Raw genomic sequence first — 18,592 nt, forward strand, 5'->3', positions numbered from 1 at the left:
GCCCCGATGTCCATGGCCGACGGCCGATCACGTCCCAGAGACGACGGCTCAGGCGCGCTCACACCGCACGCGCCCAGACCACGAGCACCGACCGGCACGGACCGCACCGGCCGGTGCCAGGCGGAGAACACGGCAGGCCGGCGCCCTCACGCACCGGAGACCTCCACCATCACCCGGTCGAGCGGCTTGCGGGCCAGATCGGGCACCTCGGCGTCAAGCGCGGCGTAACCGACCGGGAACAGAATGTAGGGCCGCTCATTGGCCGGCCGCCCGCAGATACGGGTGAGGAACGCCATCGGATTGGGCGTGTGGGTGAGCGTGGACAGCCCCATGGCGTGCAGCGCGGCGATGAAGAACCCGCAGGCGATGCCGACGCTCTCGTTGACGTAGTAGTGCTTGACCCGGGTGCCGTCGGGGCGCACGCCGTACTTTTCCGCGAAGCAGACCACCAGCCACGGCGCGACCTCCAGATAGCCCTTGTCGGAGCCCGTCTCCAGCGGGGCCAGAGCCTCGCGCCACTCCGGGGTCAGCCGCCCGCCCTCGTAGTTCTCCCGCTCCTCGACCTCCGCGGCCTCCCTGACCCGCCGCTTCGTCTGCGGATCACCGATGACCGCGAACGTCCACGGCTGCTGGTGCGCGCCCGACGGCGCGGTGTTCGCGGTCCTGACCGCCAGTTCGACGCACTCGCGGGGGACCGGCTCGTCACTGAAGAAGCGCACGCTCCGCCGCCGGTCCATGTGCTCGAAGAACTCCCGGCCCCGGGCGACCATCTCCGCTCCGGGACGGCGGTCGGGCCGGTAGGGGACGAACGGGTGGGAGTGCTGTCGCGCCATGAGGGCCTCCATCGCTGCCGGATCTGCCGGCGTAGTCTGGAACACCCTCACGATCCGGGCAACACACGGGCCGCCATACTGACGAATCGACCGTTCCGGCGAGGCCCGGCACCATGGAGGTGGGCAGATTGGCAGCACGCAGGAGGGGCCTGGACGACCTCGACCGCAGACTGCTCCAGCTGATCAGGGCGCGTCCGCGGACCGGTCTGCTGGAGATCGCCCGCCTCCTGGGCGTCGCCCGGGGCACCGTCTCGGCCCGGCTGGACCGCATGGTCACCGACGGCGTCATCACCGACTTCGGCCCGAATCTCTCCCCGGATGCCCTGGGCTACCCGGTGCAGGCCTTCACCACGCTGGAGGTGGAGCAGGTCTCCCGCGCCGGGATCTCCGCCGCGCTCACGGCGATTCCCGAGGTGCTGGAGGCCCACATCGTCACCGGTCCCGGTGACGTCTGGTGCCGGATCGCCGGCCGGGACCACGAGCACGTCCGGGAGGTCATCGACCGCGCGCTGGCCATCCCGGGTGTACGGCGGAGCAGTACCGTGATCGCCCTGTCCACCGTGGTCGCCCACCGCGTCCAGCCCTTGGCCGACAGCGCGACGGCGCCAGATGCGGCGGTCGGACGCAGCGGTCCGGCAACGGACCGCTCGTGATCTTCGTCCCTTTCTCCGGAGGCAGGGGAGATCCGCTTGAATCTCTTATACCGGACAGAATTCAGCTTCTGTCCGGTATGAGAGATGATGGGCCGGAAGTCCGCATCGGGAGACGGCGCAGCGCCTTCAACCGGTCCCGCCGGGCCGGCGCAGCCACCGCAGAGCCGCGTCGGCGCAGTCCTCGGGGCCGCGGTTGAAGGCGATGGCCGCCTCGGGCGCGTGCCGGCGCACCAGATTGATCACCTTCTCGAACAGTTCGAGCAGCGGTTCGTGCCCGCGGATGCCGCCTCCGATCACCACACAGCCGTAGTCCGCGCCGGTCAGCGCCTGCGTGATCGCCCCTTCGGGGTTCTCGTCGAGGGCCACCAGGCACCAGTCGGCCTCGAGGTCGTGATCGTCGAAACGGGCCCGGCCGCGGGCGATCGCCGCCTGGACCGGCTCCGGATCCCAGCCCTGGATTCCGGCGGGATCGAGGCCGATCACCAGGACTCGCGCCGCTGTCATCCGTCCTCCTTCGTGGATGGGACGCTTTCCCGCCGGGGCGGGTGCCGGTGCGTGGATCCGCCGGCAGCGCGGGTTTCTCCCCGGGAATGCGAGGTTACCCCGGAAGGCGCCCCGATCGTCCCGCCGATCGGAGCATGTTTGATGCATAATCGCACTTATGCATCAAAGATGAACCCCTCCCTCATCCACTTCGTCCTCCGCGCCGAGGCGGAGGGACGCGTGATCCAATGTCCGACGGGTCGCCGGATCTCCGGCATATGATCACGCGCCTATGAGCGACATCACCGAACCCCCGATCGCCCGGGTGGACGTCGTGCGCGAGACCCTGCACGGCATCACCCTCGAAGACCCCTACCGGCGGATGGAAACCCGGAGGCGAGGAGTTCCGCCACTGGCTGGACGGCCAGGCCAGGCACGCCCGCGAGCACCTGGACGCGCTGCCGCACCGCGCCGGCATTCTGACCCGGATCCGCGAACTCGGCGGTGAGCTCACGCAGCACTTCGGCCTGGCGATGGCGGCCGACCGGGTCTTCGCCCTGGTGCGCGAGCCGGACGCCCGTGTGCCGGTGCTGACGGTGACCGAGGCCGGCGGAGCGCGCAGGGTCCTGTTCGATCCCGGCACGGTGCCCGGCGACGGGCATCACGCCATCGACTGGTACGTCCCCTCCCCCGACGGCCGCCACGTCGCCTGCGCCGTCTCCGCCTCCGGGTCGGAGAACGGCTCCATCCACGTGATCGACGCCGATTCGGGAGCCCTGCGGGAGTCGATCCCGCCCACGACGCGTTTCGCCTTCCTGAGCCGGCTGGAAGATGGCCGGTCGTTCGTCTATCACCGCTATCCGGAGCAGCACCTGTTGGACAGCCGCTCCCATCACCTGAGCGCCGACCCGGCGCAGGATGCGGTGGTGCTGGCCCGCGGCCTCAACCCCCACATCGAGCTGACCCCGCGCGACCGGCCTTTTCTCGTGGTGCCGCCGCACGGCGAGTGGATGCTGGCGATCGTCTGGACTTCGGCGACGTGCACGCCCGCACCCTGCACGCGCCCGCGCGGGACGGGACGCTGATCCCGCTCACCGTCATCCACCATAAGGACCTGGAACTGGACGGCGACAACCCGGCCGTGCTCACCGGCATCGACCTGCCGGAGTTCCGTCCCGAGATGCTCGCCTGGTACGAGCGTGGCGGTGTCTACGCCGTCGCGCACCTGCGCGGCGGCGGCGCTTACGGCCGTCAGTGGCACGAGGCCGGGCGCGGCGAGCGTAAGGAGGCCGACGGGTCATGATGACGACGGACATGCCGGGTACGGCACGCGCACGCCCCCTCAGCCACGTCGCGGCCCGGTCGGTCCCGGGCTGCGTGTGACGCTCGGCCTTCGTCCCGACCGCCTGGGTGCGGCATGGCCGCCCTGCTCCCCCCGGGTGCTGTGGCACTGTGTCTCTGGTGCGGTCGGCAACGGCACGCTGCGTGAGGACGCGCTGATGACGGCCGGTCGATCCTTCCTGACCAGCGGTCATCCGTTTTCATCGTGCGGGGTGGCGGTGGTGTCGTGTGGATTTCCTTTCCTGCCGGGCCTGTGGTCGGGGGGCGGGGCGCTGGGGTGGTCGCGTCCGCGGTTCACGGTGCCTGGGGTGTGGTGGGCAGGGTGAGGGTGAAGGTGGAGCCCTCACCGAGGGTGCTGGTGGCGGTGATGATCCCGCCGTGCGCTTCGGCGATGGACCGGGCGATGGTCAGGCCCAGGCCGATGCCCTGGACGGCCTGTTCGGCGGCCAGGCGGGTGCGGTAGAAGCGGTCGAAGACCAGGGGCAGTTCCTCGGCGGGGATGCCGACACCGGTGTCGGTCACGGAGATGGACGTGGTGCGGCCGGCGGTGGAGGCGTGCACAGTGACGGTCGCGCCGGGGGGTGATGCTTTGATCGCGTTGGACAGCAGTGCGCGGAGTGCGTCTGCCAGGTGGGCGCGGTCGGCGTGGATGTGTCCGACGTCGTCGTCGAGGTGGACGTCGATGGTGTGGCGGTGGCGTTGGGTGAGCTCTGCGGTGGATTGCAGGGCCCGGTCGATGACGGCGCGGACGTGTACGGGTTCGGGGGTGATGAGGAGTTTGCCGGTGTCGATGGTGTTGGCGGTGAGGAGTTCTTCGACCAGGTGGTGGAGGCGGGCGGCGCCGCCCGCCATCGCGTTGAGCATGCGCTGCTGGGAGGCGGGCACCGGTCCGGCGTCTCCTTCCAGGAGCATTTCCAGGTAGCCGCTGATGGCGGTCAGCGGGGTGCGCAGTTCGTGGGAGACGGTGGCGATGAAGTCGTTCTTGGCCTGGTCGAGTTCCTTGAGCCGGGTGACGGTGGCCTGCTCCTGTTCGTAGGCGGCGCGCAGGGCCTCTTCGGCGCGGCGGCGGTCGGTGATGTCGTGCAGGAAGGCGTTGAAGAGCCACTGGTCTTGGTCGCGGATGGGCCAGATGGCGAGTTCGATGGGGAATTCGGTGCCGTCGGGGCGCTGGGCGGTGATCTCGAAGCGCCGGTTGAGGACTTTGGGGCGTCCGGTGGTGAGGAAGCGGTTGAGGCCGTCGCGGTGGGCGGCGCGGTAGCGAGGCGGGATGATCGTGTCGGCGAGTATGCGTCCGAGGGCTTCACCACAGGGTATTCCGAACATGTGTTCGGCTGCGGCGTTCCAGCCGATGATGCGGCCGGCGGAGTCCATGGCGATGAACGCCTCGACCGAGGTTTCGATCATCTGCTCGGTGCGGGCCCGGCTGGCTTCCAGTGCTTCGCGTGCTCGCCGCCGGTCGACGACGCGGCCGAGCTGGTGTCCGAGGTTGGCCATGACGCGCATCAGCGGCGCATCGGGTGGGACGGTGCGGGTGGAGAAGAATTCGAGTACGGCCACGACGCCGTCGGCGGCCATGACGGGGAAGGCGAACGCGGCTCCCACTCCGAGGTCGGCGCCCTGGTGGGCCCGTACGAAGTTGGGGTCGCGGTTGACGTCGTGCGACCAGACGGGTTCGCCGGTGGCGGCGACTCTGCCGACGATGCCGGCGCCGCTGGTGAAGACGGTGCGGGCGGTGACCTCGCGCAGGCCGGGGAACTCTTCGGCGGTGCCGACCCAGATGCCGGAGGAGACGAACTCGTCTCTGGATCCGGCGGGGACGCACAGGTGGCCCAGGGGCCAGCCGGTCAGTTTGCAGACGGCCTCGAGTGCGGCCCGGGCGGCGGGTTCGAGCTCGTCGGCGGCCCGCACCGAGTCGGTGGTGCTGTCGAGCAGTTCCACCAGTGCTTTCTCCCGGTCGGTGTCCGGCATGGCCGTTCTCCTCACTTCCGGGAGGCGGGTGGGTCGGGCCGGGCGGATCGGGGCCGGTGGGCGGCGGTGGCGGGCGAGTGGGCGGGGCGGGGTCGGTTCATGTGGTGGTCGGTGGGTCTTCGGCGGCCTGCGCGGGGGCGGGCTGGGTGCGGTCTGGGTCCGTAAGCGGGAGCCTTCCCTGCTCGCGTTCCGGTATGCCGTCTGCGGGCAGGGCCGTGGGGGCGGGGGGTGGCGTCGCGCCGGTCGGCCGGTCGGCCGGTGCATAATTCTGCCCAGCGTGGTGGGAGGCCGTCGTAGCGGATGGAGGCTGTGGTGGGTGGTGATCCGCTGGTGCTCCTGCGGGTGCCGGAGGCTGTGGCGGAGTTCTTGTCCTCGCTGCGGGCGAAGAAGCTGTCGGTGAACACGGTGGCGGGTTATGAGCGGGATCTGCGGCTGGTGGCGGAGATCGCGGCGGGGCTGGCGGGTGTGCCGGTGGCGGATCTGGAGGTCAGGGCGCTGGCGGGCCGGCTGGTGCGGGGGGCGTTCGCGGAGTTCTCGCAGCCCCGGTCGGCGGCCAGTGTCAACCGGGCGTGGAGTGCGTGGAACCAGTTCCTGACCTTCTGCGTGGCGGAAGGGCTGCTGGAGGGCAATCCGATGGCGGCGGTCCCCCGGCCGAGGCAGCCGGCCAAGGCGCCGAAGCCGTTCCTGGGGGACGGTACGGCGTCGGCGACGCTGCTGGAACGGATCGCGGCGGGGGCCCGCAAGGCGCGTGATCCGTGGGTGGAGCGGGATCTGGTGGTACTGGGGCTGGCGCTGGTGACGGGGATGCGGTCGGCGGAGCTGCTGGGGCTGACGCTGGGGTCGATCGGGGGTTCTCCCGGTGATCGGCGGGTTCAGGTGCTGGGCAAGGGCGGCCGGACGCGGTCGCTGCCGATCGAGCCTCCGGTGGAGCAGCTGGTCGAGCGTTATCTGCGCAGCCGGATGGAGCGGTTCGGGCTCGCTTCGCTGCCGCGGTCGGCGGCGTTGCTGGTGGACACGGCGGGTGAGCCGTTGCGGCGGGGCGGGCTGCAGTATCTCGTGCGCCAGTGCTACCGGTACGCAGGTGTTCATGATCGGGTGCAGCGGGGCACGCTGGTGCATGCGCTGCGGCATGAGTTCGCGACGCGGTTGGCGGAGCGGGGGGCGTCGGCGCACGAGCTGATGGAGTTGCTGGGGCATTCGTCCATCGTGACGGGGCAGGCGTATGTGGCGTCGTCGGCTCGTGAGGTGCGGCGGGCCGCGCAGGGCAATCCGGCGTACGGCGTGCTGGACCGGTTGCTGGCCGGTCCGGCCGCGGCGGGCGGGGACGGGGCTTCAGCTCTGGGCGGCTGAGGTGAGGGTGAGGTGGAGGCGGACCACGGTGCCGGGCCGGTGGGTGTGGATCTCGACGAGGTCGCACAGCTGGCGTACGATCCACAGGCCTCGGCCGTGGTGGGGTTCGGTGGGGGGCGGGGGGCCGGTGAAGCCGCCGGTCAGGTGGCCGGGGTCGCCGATGTCGCAGATGATTTTGCCCTCGTGGCGGTGGAGCCGTATCTCGCCTGTTCCGCCGCCGTGCTGGACGGCGTTGGTGGCGACCTCGTTCACGGCGAAGACGAGGAGCTCGGTGTCGTCGTCCGATATGCCGAGGGTCGCCGCTTGGGCGGTGACGAAGGTTCGGACCTTGCTCAGGTCGCTGTCGAAGTACATGCTGGCGCCGTGTCCGTGTCCGTGTCCGTGTCCGTGGTCGGTGAGTCGGTGAGCCGGTGGTCGCGGGTGTCGTGGAAGGCCTGGTCGGAGTCGTGGATCGGTGCGTGGTGGGCGGGCCCGGTGCGTTGGTCGGTGGTCATGGGCGGTCCGCTTCGGTGGCCAGGACCAGTTGTGGTTCGCGGTCCCAGCCGACCAGGTGCATGATGTCGCGGAGCATGGGGGCCAGGTGTAGGAGCCGGAGCCGCCGGGCGGGGTCGAGGCGGCCGGCGGCGAGGGCCAGGGTGCGCAGGCCGGCGACGTCGATGAACTCCAGCTCGCTCAGGTCCACGTGGATGTCTCCGTGCCGGCCGGCGGCGGTCTGCAGGGCGGCGGCGAGTCCGTGGGCGTTGCTCTGGTCGATGGTGCCCGTCACGCGGATGGTCCGGTGGCCTGCCTGGTAGGCGGGGACGATGCGGACGAGGCCGTCGTGGTAGAGGGCGTTCATGCCCACGACCCCGGGGTGGCAGCAGGTGAAGACGCGGGTGCGGGCGGGGCCGAACAGGCGGGTGTCGTACTGGCAGACGGCGCTGGACAGGCCGGTGGCGAAGACGGCGGCGACCTTGCGTTCGTAGTCCTCGAGTCCTTCGGCTCCGGGCACGTCGCGCAGGGCCCAGCTCATCTCGCCGCTCACGCGCAGGCCGGTGCAGCCGTCGCGCAGGCTGCGTTCGGTCTCCTCTTTGAGGGCGGTGACCATGGCGTCGGGGTCGAAGCGGCCGGCGGCGAGGTAGCTGTCCTCGGCGGTGCGCACGCTCAGCCGCCCGCTGCGCAGGGCTGCGGCGAGGTCGTCGGCGGGCAGCCAGGAGTGCACGGTCTCGGGGGCACGCCGGTCGGTGAAGTACAGGACGCGTTCGCCGCGGGCCAGGCCGCCGGCGATGAAGGCGGTGGCCACTTCGCGTTGCTCGGCGTCGTCGGAGAAGGGCAGGCACAGGTGGTCGCCCGGTTCCACGTCGCGGACCTGGCGGACCAGGGAGCCTGCTGTCATCGGAGCGGCCTCGCGATCTGCGCGGTGGTGTCGGCGGGGTGGTCGGACCGGCGGTTGCCGGGGTGTCGCGGGCCCGGTGGAGCGGGGGTGGCCGTCTCATCCTACGGTGCCGGGGGCGGCCGGGTGCCGGTGGTTCGTGCGGGGTCCGGGTGCCGGGCCCGGTCAGTGGATCTTCTTGACGAAGCGGCTGGCCGCGCGGTGGCTCATCCCGGTCTCGCCGCGCACCATGAAGACCGCCTGGTCGAACTGGCCGGTGGTCTTGAGTTCGCGGACCTGTTCGACCAGTTCAGGGCTGAGGGTGCTGCCGAGCAGGGCGTTGCGGGGCCGCTGGGCCAGCCGTACGGCCAGCAGGATCAGGCCGATGACCAGCACTGCGAACAGCACGGTCAGCAGGATGATGGAGAGCGTGTCGGTCATGGGGGCGCGGTCTCGCTTTCTCGGTGCCGATCAGTCTTACACCGGCCTATTCAATCCCGGTCGCCGCCGCGGCGGTAGCCGGTCGGCGGGGTGTCTCACCGGGCGGGCGCGTCCTGGGCGCGCATAGGGGCGGCCGGGCCGGGCAGGGGACGGCGATGAGGAGATTGGCGAAGATCGTGGCCACGCGGTGGCTGTCGCGTACTCCGCTGGGGCTGGCCGTGCTGGGTGCGGGCTGGTTGCTGGGGCGGCGCAGGAGGCGGCGGGCGGCGCAGGCCGGTGCGGTGCGGGGTTCCGGTGTGCGGCGGGCGGGCCGGCGGCCGGTCGACCGGGTGCGGGCGCGCCGGTGAGGTGCGCTTGAGGCGCGCTGCGGCGGTGCCGCGCCCGGGCGGGGTGTCAGGGGAGGGTGAACGGGGTGGCGGAGACGACGGCGCGGACGGGGATCGGCCCGTAGACGTGCGGGAAGGCCTCGGTGGACGCGGGGGCGGGGCCGGTGTCGGTAGCGGGGCCGGCCGGGGCCTCCATGCGGACGTCGAGTCCCCGGGGGTCGACGGTGAGCAGGGTGAGCGGTTCGGTGACGCCGCGGTAGAACCGGCCGGCGACGCCGTCCAGCTGGGCGCGGTCGGCGCAGGCGTGGATGAAGCCCTCCTGCTCCAGGGTCCGGCCCAGCGTGGAGACGCGGTACTCCCCCGCGGCGCGGGCGGCCTGCCAGTCGGCGCTCAGGGCCAGGTGCAGGATGAGTGCGGGAACGGCCGTGCGGCTGTGCCGCGGGGCGCCCCCGGGGTCGTGCGCGGTGCGGTTCATCGGGTCGTGCGCCGCCAGTCGCGCTGCAGGATCGCGTAGACCAGCTCGTCGGTCCACTCGCCCTTGACCCACTCGTTCTCCACCAGGTGGGCCTCGCGCCGCATGCCCAGGCGTTCCAGCACGCGGGCCGAGGCGGTGTTGCGGCCGTCCAGGCGGGCGGCGACGCGGTGCAGGTCCAGGCCGTCGAAGGCGAGTTCGAGCAGGGCGCGGGCGGCTTCGGTGGCGTAGCCGCGGCCGTGGTGGTCGGGGTGGAAGACGTAGCCGATCTCGCCGGAGCGGTGGACGCGGCTGTGCCAGAACAGCAGGGCGTCGCCGGCCAGTTCGCCGGTGGCGGCGACCTCCACCGCCAGGGACAGTGCCTGGCCTTCGTCGAGCAGCGCGGTCTGGCCGGTCTTGGCCTCCAGGGCCTCGCGGACCTGCTCGCGGTCGCGGGGTCCCCAGTACAGGTAGCGGGTGACGTCGGGCAGCGACTGGACGGCGTGCAGGGCGTCCAGGTCGCCGGGGGTGAAGGGGCGCAGCAGGAGGCGCTCGGTGCGGATCGGGTAGGCGGGTTTCAGCACTCCGCCAGCCTAGGACACGCGGCGCGGGAGCGAGCGGCCCGCGGCGGCCCGCGGCGGCGCGGGGCGGCGCGGGGGCGGGAGGGGCCGGTGGTCGCGGCGGCGGGGTCCGGGGAGGTTTTCCGGCGGGCCTCGCCGCGGCGGCGGCGCGCGGGGCCGCTCCGCGGTGAACCGGTTGCGGACGGAGTCGAAAGCGTGTTCCACTGGGCCGTATGGGATGGGACTCCCCTGCGCTGGTGGCCGAGGCGCCCGACCCCCGGCCGCGGATCGAGCGCACCGCGGTGAGGCGGGTCCATGGCGCGCTGACCTGCTACGAGGTGCGGGCCCGCACCGCGCTGGAGGCCGTGCCCGGCGGCTGGGCGGTCAACCCGTACCGCGGGTGCGTGCAGGCGTGCCGCTACTGCCCGGCGCGGCGGGGGCACCGCTACCTGGGCCTGGACTCCGGCGCCGACTTCGATTCGCGGATCGTGGTGCGCACCGACATCGTGCGGCGGTTGCGGGCCGAGCTGGCCCGCAGGTGGGACGGGGCGCCGGTCGCGGTGGGCCTGACCGGTGACTGCTACCAGCACGCCGAGGAGCTCTACCGGCTGATGCCCGGGGTGGTGGCCGCGCTGGCCGAGGCGGGGGCGGCGTTCACGGTGCGCACGAAGAGCCCGCTGGTGCTGCGGGACGCCGCCGTGCTGGCCGGGGCGGCCGGGGCGGGGGTGGCGGTGTCGGTGGCGTTCGTCGACGACCAGGTGCGCCGGGCGGTCGAGCCGGGGGCGCCCAGCGCGCAGAAGCGCCTGGAGCTGGTGGCGGCGCTGGCCGAGCAGGGGGTGGTGTGCGGGGTGGCGATGGCGCCGGTCCTGCCGCTGTTGACCGACTCCCCCGACCAGCTGGCCGCCACCGTGCGCCGTATCGCCGCCGCGGGGGCGGTGAGCCTGGAGCCGCAGGTGCTGCGCCTGCCGCCGGGCGCCCGGGAGTGGTATCTGTCATGGCTGGCCGAGCGGCATCCGGAGCTGGTGGCCCGTTACGGGGAGCTGTACGGCGGGGGCGCCGAGGTCGAGGCGGGTTACGCGGCGCGAGTGGCCGGTCAGGTGGAGGCGCTGGCCGCCCGGTACGGCCTGGCGGTGGGCCCGCCGGCGGGCAGGCCGCCGGCGGCGGCGGCGCGGCAGCTGTCGCTCATCTGAAGAGCGCCCGTCCGAGGCGGTGGACGGGACCGTCCGGCGCGCCGGCGGCGGGCGCTCGCGGCGCGGGCGCGGCTCCGTGTACGGCTGCCGTGCGCGCCGGCGGCGGGAACGTTCCGGCCGGCGGCGGCGCGGCCGGTCAGGACAGGGCGCTGCCCTTCTTCCACTCCTTGAACGACAGCTGCCAGTAGCTCCAGCCGTTGTTCCACTCGACCTCGCGGTCGGTGCCCTTGATGGTGATCACGTCCCCGCGCTGGGCGTTCTCGTAGAACCACTTGGCCTGGTCGGGGCGGGCGTTGATGCAGCCGTGGCTGACGTTGCGGCGGCCCTGGGCCCAGACGTTGTTCTTGGCGTGGACGTACTCGCCGCTGTTGGAGAACCGGACGGCATGGTTGATCATGACGTCGTAGTACTCGGGGTGGCCCTTCTCGAACCCCGGGGAGATCATCCGTTCGGGGTTGGACTTGCCCATCACCAGGTGCACGCCGCTGGTGGTGGTGTAGGCGCGGGTGGTGGCCATGCCGGCGCTGATCAGCATCTTCTTGATGATCTTGCCGTCCCGCCTGACGATCATGTTCTTCTTGCGGGTGTCGACGGTCGAGATCTGGGCGGCGCCGATGCGGATGGTCTTGGTCAGGTTCTTGGTGCCGTACATCTCCTTGCCGCCCTGCACTCCTTCGAGGTGGGCGGTGAAGGTCACCTTCTGGTGGGCCTTCCAGAACTTGGCGGTGCGGTAGATCACGGTGGTGTCGTCGATCCACCGCCACGCACCCTCGACGGGGTGCTCGGCCGCGACCTGCAGGGCCCGTTCGACGTTGGCCTTGCCCGCCTTGGAGGGGATGGGGTGGTTGAACCTGACGATGATCGGCGCCCCCACGCCGACCTTCTCCCCCTTGACCGCGGGGGTCACGTCCGCCACGGCCAGCTCGATCTTCGGCTTGAGCGTGGTGAAGGAGCTGCTGGCGGTGACTCCGCCCGCGGCGGTGGCCGAGACGGTGTAGTCGCTGGCGGGCTTGAGCGGCCCCGTGGAGACCCACTTGCCGCGGGCGGCGTCGAACTCGCCTTCGAGCTGCTCGCCGTCGCTTTCCACGGTGACCTGCTCGAGGGGGCCGCCGGCGGCGGTGACGACCACCTTCTTGTCCGGGCGGACGGTGGTACTGCCCTCGGCGGGGCTGATCTTTATGACCGGTGCGGCCGGGGTGGCCTGGGTGTTGCCGGCGCCGGCGTCCTTGCGGTCCGCCACGGGGGCCGTCTCGGCCGATCCGCTGGAGCAGGAGGCGACGAGCACGGCCGTGGCCGCCGCGGCCAGTCCGGCCAGCGGCGTCCTGAGTCGTCGTGATCCCACGTTCAACACAACCCCATCCCCCATACGGCAGCAAACTGCGTCTAAAAACACTAATAGGAGATGCGCGTGGGGTGTGCAGGGTTCAGACCGAAAGTGTCACATTTGGGTAACATTCAAAGGTCATGCGGCCGTTGACATGGAGTCACCGGCTCATCAAGATGAATCCGGCCCCATATGCCCACCGGCAGGCCACCCCCGGAGGCGTCCGCGGCCCTGCCGCGGGCGGGTCGCGGGCAGGGTCGCGGGCAGGGTCCGGCCCGGAAACCGGTGGCTCGACACCCCACAGCACCGCCTCCACCGCGTACCGGCCGCCACGCGATGATCGGAGGATAGGCCGACCGGGTCCGATATGACCCCGTACGGAAGGTCCGGCATGCCAGAGGGATGCGCGAGGGGCGGCCCCGCCCTTCCCGCGGCGGCCTGCCTTCCCGGACCGCCCCTCGAGTCCCCGGTGTTCCGCGGGCCGCCGGCCCCTGCTCCTGCTCCTGCGGCACTCTGCCGGGCGGGCACCGGGCCACCGCGTTCCTGCTGGAGGTCGACCGACAACCCCGCGGCGCCGCTGCTGGTCCTGGTCGCCCCGGCCCAGCGGCGCGTCGGCGAACTGTGGGCCGCCGACGCGTGGTCGGTGGCCCGCGAGCACGCGGCCACCGCGATCAGCGAGCGCGTCGTGGCGGCCGTCGCGGCACGCACCCGCCCGGGGCCGGATCACCGTCGCCTGCGCCGACGGCGAGTATCATGCGCTGCCCACCCGCCTGCTGGCCGAGGTCCTGCGCCTGCGCGGCTGGCACGTCGACTTCCTGGGCGCCGGCGTGCCGGGCCCGCACCTGATCACCCACCTGCACCAGGCCGGGCCCGACACGGTCGCGCTCAGCTGCACGCTGCCCACCCGCCTGCCGCGCGCCCACGCCACCATCGCCGCCTGCCGGGCCGTCGGCGTGCCGTCCTGGCCGGCGGGCGCGGCTTCGGGGCCGGTCGACGACGCCTCCCTGTTCACCGAGTTCGTCGGTTGGACCGCCGGTGTGCTGCGGGCCCGGGGCGTGCCGCTCACTTCCCTGGCGGCGGGCCTGGCCGCCTTCGGCCGCGAATTGCGGGACTTCCCGCGCGCCGGCCGCATGCTGGCGGAGGCCGCGGCGGCCTGTCAGATGTTCGATCCGTCGGGCGGGACGTCGCCGGGCAGCGGCGGCGCCGGGACGGTGCCGTCGCCGGCGCCCGGGCAGGCCAGGCCGAGGGTGTAGGCGGTCATGGACAGCGAGCCGTAGGCGTACCCGTCCACCAGGACCTCGGTGCCGCCGCCGTCGGCGCCGGCCAGGCCCGCCAGATAGAGCAGGGGCAGGAAGTGGTCGGGGGTGGGGACGGCGCGGTCGAAGTCGCGGTGGCCGTCGAGGGCGGCGACGGCGACGGGGTCGGCGAGCATCGACTCCTTGGCCTGCTCGTCGAAGCGCCGCGCCCAGTCGTAGCCGGCATCGGGCAGTGAGCCGTCCATGCCGCGCAGGTTGTGCACGACGTTGCCGCTGCCCATGACGAGCACGCCGCGCTCGCGCAGCGGCGCCAGCCGGGCGCCGAGCTCGAGGTGGTAGTCGAAGTCCTTGTCGGCGTTGATGCTCAGCTGCACGACGGGGACGTCTGCGCGGGGGAAGGCGTGCACCAGCACCGACCAGGTGCCGTGGTCGATGCCCCAGCTGTCGACGTCGGCGCCCACCCAGGTGGGGTGGACGGCGTCGGCGACCTCGGCGGCGAGCTCCGGCAGGCCGGGAGCGGGGTAGTCGACGTCGAACAGGGGCCGGGGGAAGCCGTAGAAGTCGTGGATGGTGCGGGGACGGGCCATGGCGGTGACGGCGGTGGCGTTGATGTACCAGTGCGCCGAGACCACCAGGATGGCGCGCGGCCGCGGGACCCCCTCGCCGAAGGCCCGCCACGCCTGGGTGTAGCGGTTGCCGTCCAGGGCGTTCATCGGGCTGCCATGCCCGATGAACGCCGCCGGCATCGGGCCCGCCGTGGTGTCGCTGCTCATCCCGGCCCCCGTCCGGCTCCTCCGGCCCCTGGGCCGTCCGGCCCGGCGCACGGTCAGCCTAACCGGGCGGCGCCGGCCCGCCGCGCAGGCGCGCCCCGGGCGGCGCCCGCTCCGGCCGGCCTCCCGGCGCTCCCCTGCGGCCGTTCCCTGCTGGGAACGGCCGCAGGGGCCCTTCCGGCGGGCCGTTCAGCCGATCAGGCTCATGGCCTTCTCGGCCAGGCCGGCCGGGGCCGTCCTGGCCGAGCCGCTGTCGAAGGGCGGGTCCGGGTCGTACTCGATGGCCAGTTGCACGGCGCGGGCCGTCTCCTCGCCGCTCATCCGGGCCAGCAGGGTCAGCGCCATGTCGATGCCGGAGGAGACGCCCGCCGCGGTCACGATCCTGCCGTCCACGACCACGCGCTCGCTCACCGGTTCGGCGCCGAAGCCCGCCAGGTGCTCCAGCCATCCCCAGTGGGTGGTGGCCCTGCGGCCCTTCAGCAGGCCGGCGGCGCCCAGCAGGAACGAGCCGCTGCACACCGAGGCCGTCCAGCGGGTCCGTTCGTGGGCGCGGGCGATCCAGCCGACCAGGGCCTCGTCGGCCAGCGCCTCGGCGGTCCCGGGCCCTCCGGGCACGACGATCACGTCCGGGTCCGGCAGGTCGGCGTAGGACGCGGCGGCCGTCAGGGCGAGGCTGCCGCGGTCGTCGGCGACGGGACCCGGTCCGGCCGCCGCGAAGGTGACCGTGCAGCCGGGGGCGAAGGCCAGCACGGTGTACGGCCCGACGGCGTCCAGGGCGGTGAAGCGCGGGTAGAGCGGGATGACGACCTGCAGACCGGAGCGCTGCGCGGCAGGCTCCGCGGGGCGGCCGGAGGGCTGCGGCGAAGGGGTCGGCGAAGGGTTCACGGTCGGTTCTCCTCGGAGTGGAAGCGGCGGCGGTAGTCGCCGGGTGAGACGCGCCAGTGCCGGCGGAAGACCCGGTAGAGGGTCTCGGGCACACCGAGACCGGACTCCCTGGCCACCCGTTCCAGCGGATGGCCGGTGACCTCCAGCAGCCGCCGGGCGGCGTCGGCCCGGCTGCGCTCGACGTAGCGGCCGGGCGGCAGGCCGGTCTGCTCGGTGAACAGGCGGGAGAAGTGGCGCTCGCTCATCCCCGCGCGCCGCGCCAGGGCCGGCACGCTCAGGTTCCCGGCGGGGTTGGCGTCGATGAACGCCTGCACCTCCCGCAGCGGTTCGCTGCGCGGGGTCAGGGCGTTCAGCTGGGTGCTGAACTGGCTCTGCCCGCCGGGCCGGTGCAGGTACACCACCAGCCCGCACGCGACGTCGCGGGCGAGGGCGTGGCCGTGGTCGTCGGCCACGAGGGCCAGGGCGAGGTCCACTCCCGCGCTGACCCCGGCCGAAGTCCACACCTCGCCGTCCCTGACGTAGATCGGGTCGACGTCCACCCGCACGTCCGGGTACCGCTCGGCCAGGTCGCCGGCCATCAGCCAGTGCGTGGTCGCGCGCCGGCCGCCGAGCAGACCGGCCTCGGCCAGGACGAACGCCCCGGTGCAGACGGACGCGACCCTGCGGGCGCCGGAGGCCAGCCGCGCGACCTGACCGGGCAGCTCCTCCTCGCGCAACCGCTCCACCACCGGCAGCCCGCCGGTGACCAGCAGCGTGTCGATCGGCCCTTCGACGTCGGCCAGCGCCGTCTGCGCGGTGACCTCGATCCCGTTCTGCGCCCGTACGGCTCCCGCCCGGGTGGCGGCCACCTCCACGCGGTAGCCCTCCCCGCGCGTCAGCAGGCCGGCGACGGCGAACACGTCGGCCGGACCGGCCAGGTCGAGCAGCTGGAAGCCGTCGAAGACGACGAGGACGACGCGTCGGTGCATGCCCCCATGCTGGTCAGCGGGGCGCTCCGGCGTCAACGACACAGGTATTGCAGATTGCGCCATGCCGCTTCTCCGCAGCGCGTTCCCCGGCGAGCCGCGGGGTGTTTCCCGGGCGGGAGCAGCGGGACCGGGGCGGCCCGGCGGTCCCGGTCAGCCCTGGCGGAGCCGGTGGGTCAGGCTGGTGTGGCGGCGCCCGGCGCCGCGGGTGCGCACCGCCTGGCCCAGCGCCCGGCGCGAGCCGACGATGACGACGAGCTTCTTGGCGCGGGTGATCGCGGTGTAGAGCAGGTTGCGCTGGAGCATCATCCACGCGCTGGTGGCCAGCGGGATCACCACCGCGGGGTACTCGCTGCCCTGGGAGCGGTGGATGGAGACCGCATAGGCGTGGGCGAGCTCGTCGAGCTCGTCGAAGGAGTACTCGACCTCCTCGTCCTCGTCGGTGCGCACCAGCAGCCTGTGGTCGTCGGGCCGGATGTCGGTCACCACGCCGACGGTGCCGTTGAACACCCCGGCGGCGCCCTTGTCGTAGTTGTTGCGCAGCTGGGTGACCTTGTCGCCGATGCGGAACACCCGCCCGCCGTAGCGGCGCTCGGGCATGCCCTCGCGGGCCGGGGTGAGCGCCTCCTGCAGCACGGTGTTGAGGTTGCCGGCGCCGGCCGCGCCGCGGTGCATCGGCGCCAGCACCTGCACGTCGCGGCGGGCGTTCAGGCCGAACCGGCGCGGGATGCGGTTGGCGACCACGTCGACGGTCAGCGCCGCGATCTCCTCCGGCTCCTCGCACGGGAACAGGAAGAAGTCCTTCATGCCCTCCAGCGCGGGCATCAGGCCGGTGTTGACCCGGTGGGCGTTGGTGACCACGCCCGACTCCTGGGCCTGGCGGAAGATGTGGGTCAGCCGTACCCGCGGGATCTCCTCCTCGGCGGCCAGCAGGTCGCGCAGGACCTCCCCGGCGCCGACCGACGGCAGCTGGTCGACGTCGCCGACGAACAGCAGGTGCGCGCCGGGCGCGACGGCCTTGACCAGCTTGTTGGCCAGCAGCAGGTCGAGCATGGAGGCCTCGTCGACGACGACGAGGTCGGCGTCGATCGGGTTGTCGCGGTCGAAGGTGGCGTCCCCGCCGGGGCGCAGCTGCAGCAGCCGGTGCACGGTGGTCGCCTCGTGGCCGGTCAGCTCCGCCAGGCGCTTGGCGGCCCGGCCGGTGGGCGCGGCCAGGATCACCTTGGCCTTCTTGGCGCGGGCCAGGGTGACGATGGAGCGGACGGTGAAGCTCTTGCCGCAGCCCGGGCCGCCGGTCAGCACCGCGACCTTCTCGCACAGCGCCAGCCGTACCGCCTTCTCCTGCTCGGCGGCCAGCTCGGCGCCGGTACGGCCGCGCAGCCACTGCAGGGCCACCGGCCAGTCGACGCCGGCGAAGACGCCCAGCCGGTCGTGCTCGGCGCCCAGCAGCGCCCGCAGCGAGCGGGCCAGCGACAGCTCCGCGCGGTGGAACGGCACCAGGTAGACCGCCGGGACCGTCACGTCGCCTGCGGGCAGTTCCTCGCGGACCACGCCTTCTTCGGCGACCAGTTCCTCCAGGCACCGGGCGGTCAGCTCGGCGGGCACGTCGAGGATCTTGACGGCGTCGCCGATCAGGTTGGGCGCCGGCAGGTAGCAGTGGCCGTCGTCGGCCGCCTGCGACAGGGTGTAGCGCAGGCCCGCCTTGACCCGCTCGGGGCTGTCGTGGGGGATGCCGACGGCCTGGGCGATGGTGTCGGCGGTCTTGAAGCCGATGCCCCACACGTCGTCGGCCAGCCGGTACGGCTCGCTCCTGACGACCTCGATGGAGCGGTCGCCGTACTGCTTGAAGATGCGCACCGCGATGGAGGTGGACACCCCGACCCCCTGCAGGAAGATCATCACCTCTTTGATGATCTTCTGTTCCTCCCAGGCGGCCGCGATCATCTTGGTGCGCTTGGGGCCCAGGCCGGGGACCTCGACCAGGCGGTCGGGGGCGGTCTCGATGACGTCCAGGGTCGCGGTGCCGAAGTGGCCGACGATCCGCTCGGCCATCTTCGGCCCGATGCCTTTGATCAGTCCGGAGCCGAGGTAGCGCTGGATGCCCTGGACGGTGGCGGGCAGCACCGTGGTGTAGGACCACACCTCGAACTGGCGGCCGTAGCGCGGGTGCGAGCCCCACCGGCCGGTCAGCCGCAGGGATTCGCCGACCTGCGCGCCCAGCAGCGGACCCACCACGGTCAGCAGCTCCGACCCCGACCGCTCGGTGGCCACCCGGGCGATCGTGTAGCCGGTCTCCTCGTTGGCGTAGGTGATGCGCTCCAGCACCGCCTCCAGCACGGTGCCGGGGGGACGCTGCGCCTCCGCAGTGGTCATGGCGGGTATTGTGCCGCAGATCCCCGACATCCTGTCTCCTGTCTCCCGGTCCCTCCCTGCGCCGCGGCGGGC

Annotated in this window: 19 protein-coding genes and 2 pseudogenes; 8 read left to right on the forward strand and 13 right to left on the reverse strand. The window is 72.7% G+C overall.

The window, feature by feature from the left end; genetic code table 11:
* Window positions 1–146 precede the first annotated feature (146 nt).
* Complete coding sequence (locus tag IEZ07_RS19975; RefSeq protein ID WP_191896124.1) at window positions 147–833, reverse strand: nitroreductase family protein; 687 nt, start codon at window positions 831–833, stop codon at window positions 147–149.
* A gap of 128 nt (window positions 834–961) precedes the next feature.
* Between IEZ07_RS19975 and IEZ07_RS19980 the strand changes: the two genes are divergently transcribed.
* Window positions 962–1,486 carry an Lrp/AsnC family transcriptional regulator gene (locus IEZ07_RS19980; protein ID WP_068903911.1) on the forward strand — a complete coding sequence of 175 codons (525 nt, stop codon included), beginning with the start codon at window positions 962–964 and terminating at the stop codon, window positions 1,484–1,486.
* Between the two features lie 126 nt (window positions 1,487–1,612).
* On the opposite strand, the gene IEZ07_RS19985 is transcribed toward IEZ07_RS19980, so the two are convergent.
* Window positions 1,613–1,990 (reverse strand): hypothetical protein, encoded by a 378-nt coding sequence (locus IEZ07_RS19985; protein ID WP_191896126.1) that lies wholly within the window; start codon window positions 1,988–1,990, stop codon window positions 1,613–1,615.
* 389 nt (window positions 1,991–2,379) lie between these two features.
* Between IEZ07_RS19985 and IEZ07_RS19990 the strand changes: the two are divergent.
* Both IEZ07_RS19990 and IEZ07_RS19995 read left to right on the forward strand, forming a co-directional pair.
* A pseudogene (locus tag IEZ07_RS19990) lies at window positions 2,380–3,054 on the forward strand (hypothetical protein); the annotation flags it as partial.
* Complete coding sequence (locus IEZ07_RS19995) at window positions 3,009–3,272, forward strand: prolyl oligopeptidase family serine peptidase (protein WP_191896127.1); 264 nt, start codon at window positions 3,009–3,011, stop codon at window positions 3,270–3,272. The pseudogene IEZ07_RS19990 and the gene IEZ07_RS19995, both read left to right, overlap by 46 nt.
* 332 nt (window positions 3,273–3,604) lie before the next feature.
* Here the strand turns inward: IEZ07_RS19995 and IEZ07_RS20000 are convergent, their stop codons facing one another.
* Window positions 3,605–5,278 carry an ATP-binding protein gene (locus IEZ07_RS20000; protein ID WP_191896128.1) on the reverse strand — a complete coding sequence of 558 codons (1,674 nt, stop codon included), beginning with the start codon at window positions 5,276–5,278 and terminating at the stop codon, window positions 3,605–3,607.
* Between the two features lie 309 nt (window positions 5,279–5,587).
* Between IEZ07_RS20000 and IEZ07_RS20005 the strand changes: the two genes are divergently transcribed.
* Window positions 5,588–6,628, forward strand: coding sequence for a tyrosine-type recombinase/integrase (locus IEZ07_RS20005; protein ID WP_373868867.1), 1,041 nt, complete (start codon window positions 5,588–5,590; stop codon window positions 6,626–6,628).
* Here IEZ07_RS20005 and IEZ07_RS20010 read toward each other — a convergent pair.
* The 3 genes from IEZ07_RS20010 to IEZ07_RS20020 all read right to left on the reverse strand — a co-directional run bounded on the left by IEZ07_RS20010 (window position 6,611) and on the right by IEZ07_RS20020 (window position 8,420).
* A complete protein-coding gene (locus IEZ07_RS20010; protein ID WP_191896130.1) occupies window positions 6,611–6,982 on the reverse strand; it encodes an ATP-binding protein in 372 nt (123 codons plus the stop codon). The two genes, IEZ07_RS20005 and IEZ07_RS20010, sit on opposite strands and share 18 nt — an antisense overlap.
* A 136-nt stretch (window positions 6,983–7,118) precedes the next feature.
* A complete protein-coding gene (locus IEZ07_RS20015) occupies window positions 7,119–8,003 on the reverse strand; it encodes an MEDS domain-containing protein (protein WP_191896131.1) in 885 nt (294 codons plus the stop codon).
* Window positions 8,004–8,165: 162 nt separating this feature from the next.
* On the reverse strand, window positions 8,166–8,420 hold the full coding sequence (locus IEZ07_RS20020; RefSeq protein ID WP_068904094.1) for a hypothetical protein: 255 nt from the start codon (window positions 8,418–8,420) through the stop codon (window positions 8,166–8,168).
* A 155-nt stretch (window positions 8,421–8,575) separates the two neighbouring features.
* Here IEZ07_RS20020 and IEZ07_RS20025 point away from each other — a divergent pair, with 155 nt between their 5' ends.
* Entirely contained in the window at window positions 8,576–8,767 is a 192-nt protein-coding gene (locus tag IEZ07_RS20025; RefSeq protein ID WP_191896132.1) for a DUF6203 family protein, read from the forward strand.
* A 46-nt stretch (window positions 8,768–8,813) separates the two neighbouring features.
* Here IEZ07_RS20025 and IEZ07_RS20030 read toward each other — a convergent pair whose 3' ends face one another.
* Together IEZ07_RS20030 and IEZ07_RS20035 are read right to left on the reverse strand one after the other, a co-directional pair.
* On the reverse strand, window positions 8,814–9,221 hold the full coding sequence (locus tag IEZ07_RS20030) for a DUF952 domain-containing protein (RefSeq protein ID WP_191896133.1): 408 nt from the start codon (window positions 9,219–9,221) through the stop codon (window positions 8,814–8,816).
* Window positions 9,218–9,781 carry a GNAT family N-acetyltransferase gene (locus IEZ07_RS20035; RefSeq protein WP_191896134.1) on the reverse strand — a complete coding sequence of 188 codons (564 nt, stop codon included), beginning with the start codon at window positions 9,779–9,781 and terminating at the stop codon, window positions 9,218–9,220. Before IEZ07_RS20035 ends, IEZ07_RS20030 begins: the two co-directional genes overlap by 4 nt.
* Window positions 9,782–9,990: 209 nt before the next feature.
* On the opposite strand from IEZ07_RS20035, the gene IEZ07_RS20040 reads away from it, so the two are divergent.
* The gene (locus tag IEZ07_RS20040; protein ID WP_191896135.1) at window positions 9,991–10,947 is read left to right on the forward strand and encodes a radical SAM protein; all 957 of its coding nucleotides are present in this window, start codon (window positions 9,991–9,993) and stop codon (window positions 10,945–10,947) included.
* Window positions 10,948–11,083: 136 nt separating this feature from the next.
* Here IEZ07_RS20040 and IEZ07_RS20045 read toward each other — a convergent pair whose 3' ends face one another.
* Window positions 11,084–12,289, reverse strand: a complete 1,206-nt coding sequence (locus tag IEZ07_RS20045; protein WP_239320265.1) for a L,D-transpeptidase — start codon at window positions 12,287–12,289, stop codon at window positions 11,084–11,086.
* Between the two features lie 373 nt (window positions 12,290–12,662).
* Between IEZ07_RS20045 and IEZ07_RS36315 the strand changes: the two are divergent.
* Both IEZ07_RS36315 and IEZ07_RS35805 read left to right on the forward strand, forming a co-directional pair.
* Window positions 12,663–12,914 (forward strand): annotated as a pseudogene (locus tag IEZ07_RS36315) (hypothetical protein); the annotation flags it as partial.
* Window positions 12,915–13,044: 130 nt separating this feature from the next.
* Window positions 13,045–13,524: a cobalamin B12-binding domain-containing protein gene (locus IEZ07_RS35805; RefSeq protein WP_239320288.1), complete on the forward strand. Its 480-nt coding sequence runs from the start codon at window positions 13,045–13,047 to the stop codon at window positions 13,522–13,524.
* Here IEZ07_RS35805 and ygiD read toward each other — a convergent pair.
* The 4 genes from ygiD to recD2 all read right to left on the reverse strand — a co-directional run bounded on the left by ygiD (window position 13,428) and on the right by recD2 (window position 18,520).
* Entirely contained in the window at window positions 13,428–14,300 is an 873-nt protein-coding gene (ygiD, locus tag IEZ07_RS20055; protein ID WP_239320263.1) for a 4,5-DOPA-extradiol-dioxygenase, read from the reverse strand. The two genes, IEZ07_RS35805 and ygiD, sit on opposite strands and share 97 nt — an antisense overlap.
* Before the next feature lie 186 nt (window positions 14,301–14,486).
* Entirely contained in the window at window positions 14,487–15,182 is a 696-nt protein-coding gene (locus IEZ07_RS20060) for a DJ-1/PfpI family protein (RefSeq protein ID WP_239320261.1), read from the reverse strand.
* Window positions 15,179–16,150, reverse strand: a complete 972-nt coding sequence (locus IEZ07_RS20065) for a GlxA family transcriptional regulator (protein WP_191896137.1) — start codon at window positions 16,148–16,150, stop codon at window positions 15,179–15,181. Before IEZ07_RS20065 ends, IEZ07_RS20060 begins: the two co-directional genes overlap by 4 nt.
* A gap of 150 nt (window positions 16,151–16,300) precedes the next feature.
* Window positions 16,301–18,520, reverse strand: a complete 2,220-nt coding sequence (gene recD2 / locus IEZ07_RS20070; RefSeq protein ID WP_191896138.1) for an SF1B family DNA helicase RecD2 — start codon at window positions 18,518–18,520, stop codon at window positions 16,301–16,303.
* Window positions 18,521–18,592 lie beyond the last annotated feature (72 nt).

The organism is Planomonospora parontospora (genome assembly GCA_014647935.1).
GTDB classification, from domain to species: Bacteria; Actinomycetota; Actinomycetes; order Streptosporangiales; family Streptosporangiaceae; genus Planomonospora; species Planomonospora parontospora.

Coding starts and splice junctions, on each gene's coding strand:
- IEZ07_RS20020 (WP_068904094.1), bottom strand. CDS start 8,420: ATGACCGACACGCTCTCCATCATCCTGCTGACCGTGCTGTTCGCAGTG.
- IEZ07_RS20040 (WP_191896135.1), top strand. CDS start 9,991: ATGGGATGGGACTCCCCTGCGCTGGTGGCCGAGGCGCCCGACCCCCGG.
- IEZ07_RS20010 (WP_191896130.1), bottom strand. CDS start 6,982: ATGTACTTCGACAGCGACCTGAGCAAGGTCCGAACCTTCGTCACCGCC.
- IEZ07_RS20025 (WP_191896132.1), top strand. CDS start 8,576: ATGAGGAGATTGGCGAAGATCGTGGCCACGCGGTGGCTGTCGCGTACT.
- ygiD (WP_239320263.1), bottom strand. CDS start 14,300: ATGAGCAGCGACACCACGGCGGGCCCGATGCCGGCGGCGTTCATCGGG.
- IEZ07_RS19975 (WP_191896124.1), bottom strand. CDS start 833: ATGGCGCGACAGCACTCCCACCCGTTCGTCCCCTACCGGCCCGACCGC.
- IEZ07_RS20065 (WP_191896137.1), bottom strand. CDS start 16,150: ATGCACCGACGCGTCGTCCTCGTCGTCTTCGACGGCTTCCAGCTGCTC.
- recD2 (WP_191896138.1), bottom strand. CDS start 18,520: ATGACCACTGCGGAGGCGCAGCGTCCCCCCGGCACCGTGCTGGAGGCG.
- IEZ07_RS20015 (WP_191896131.1), bottom strand. CDS start 8,003: ATGACAGCAGGCTCCCTGGTCCGCCAGGTCCGCGACGTGGAACCGGGC.
- IEZ07_RS19985 (WP_191896126.1), bottom strand. CDS start 1,990: ATGACAGCGGCGCGAGTCCTGGTGATCGGCCTCGATCCCGCCGGAATC.
- IEZ07_RS20000 (WP_191896128.1), bottom strand. CDS start 5,278: ATGCCGGACACCGACCGGGAGAAAGCACTGGTGGAACTGCTCGACAGC.
- IEZ07_RS20030 (WP_191896133.1), bottom strand. CDS start 9,221: ATGAACCGCACCGCGCACGACCCCGGGGGCGCCCCGCGGCACAGCCGC.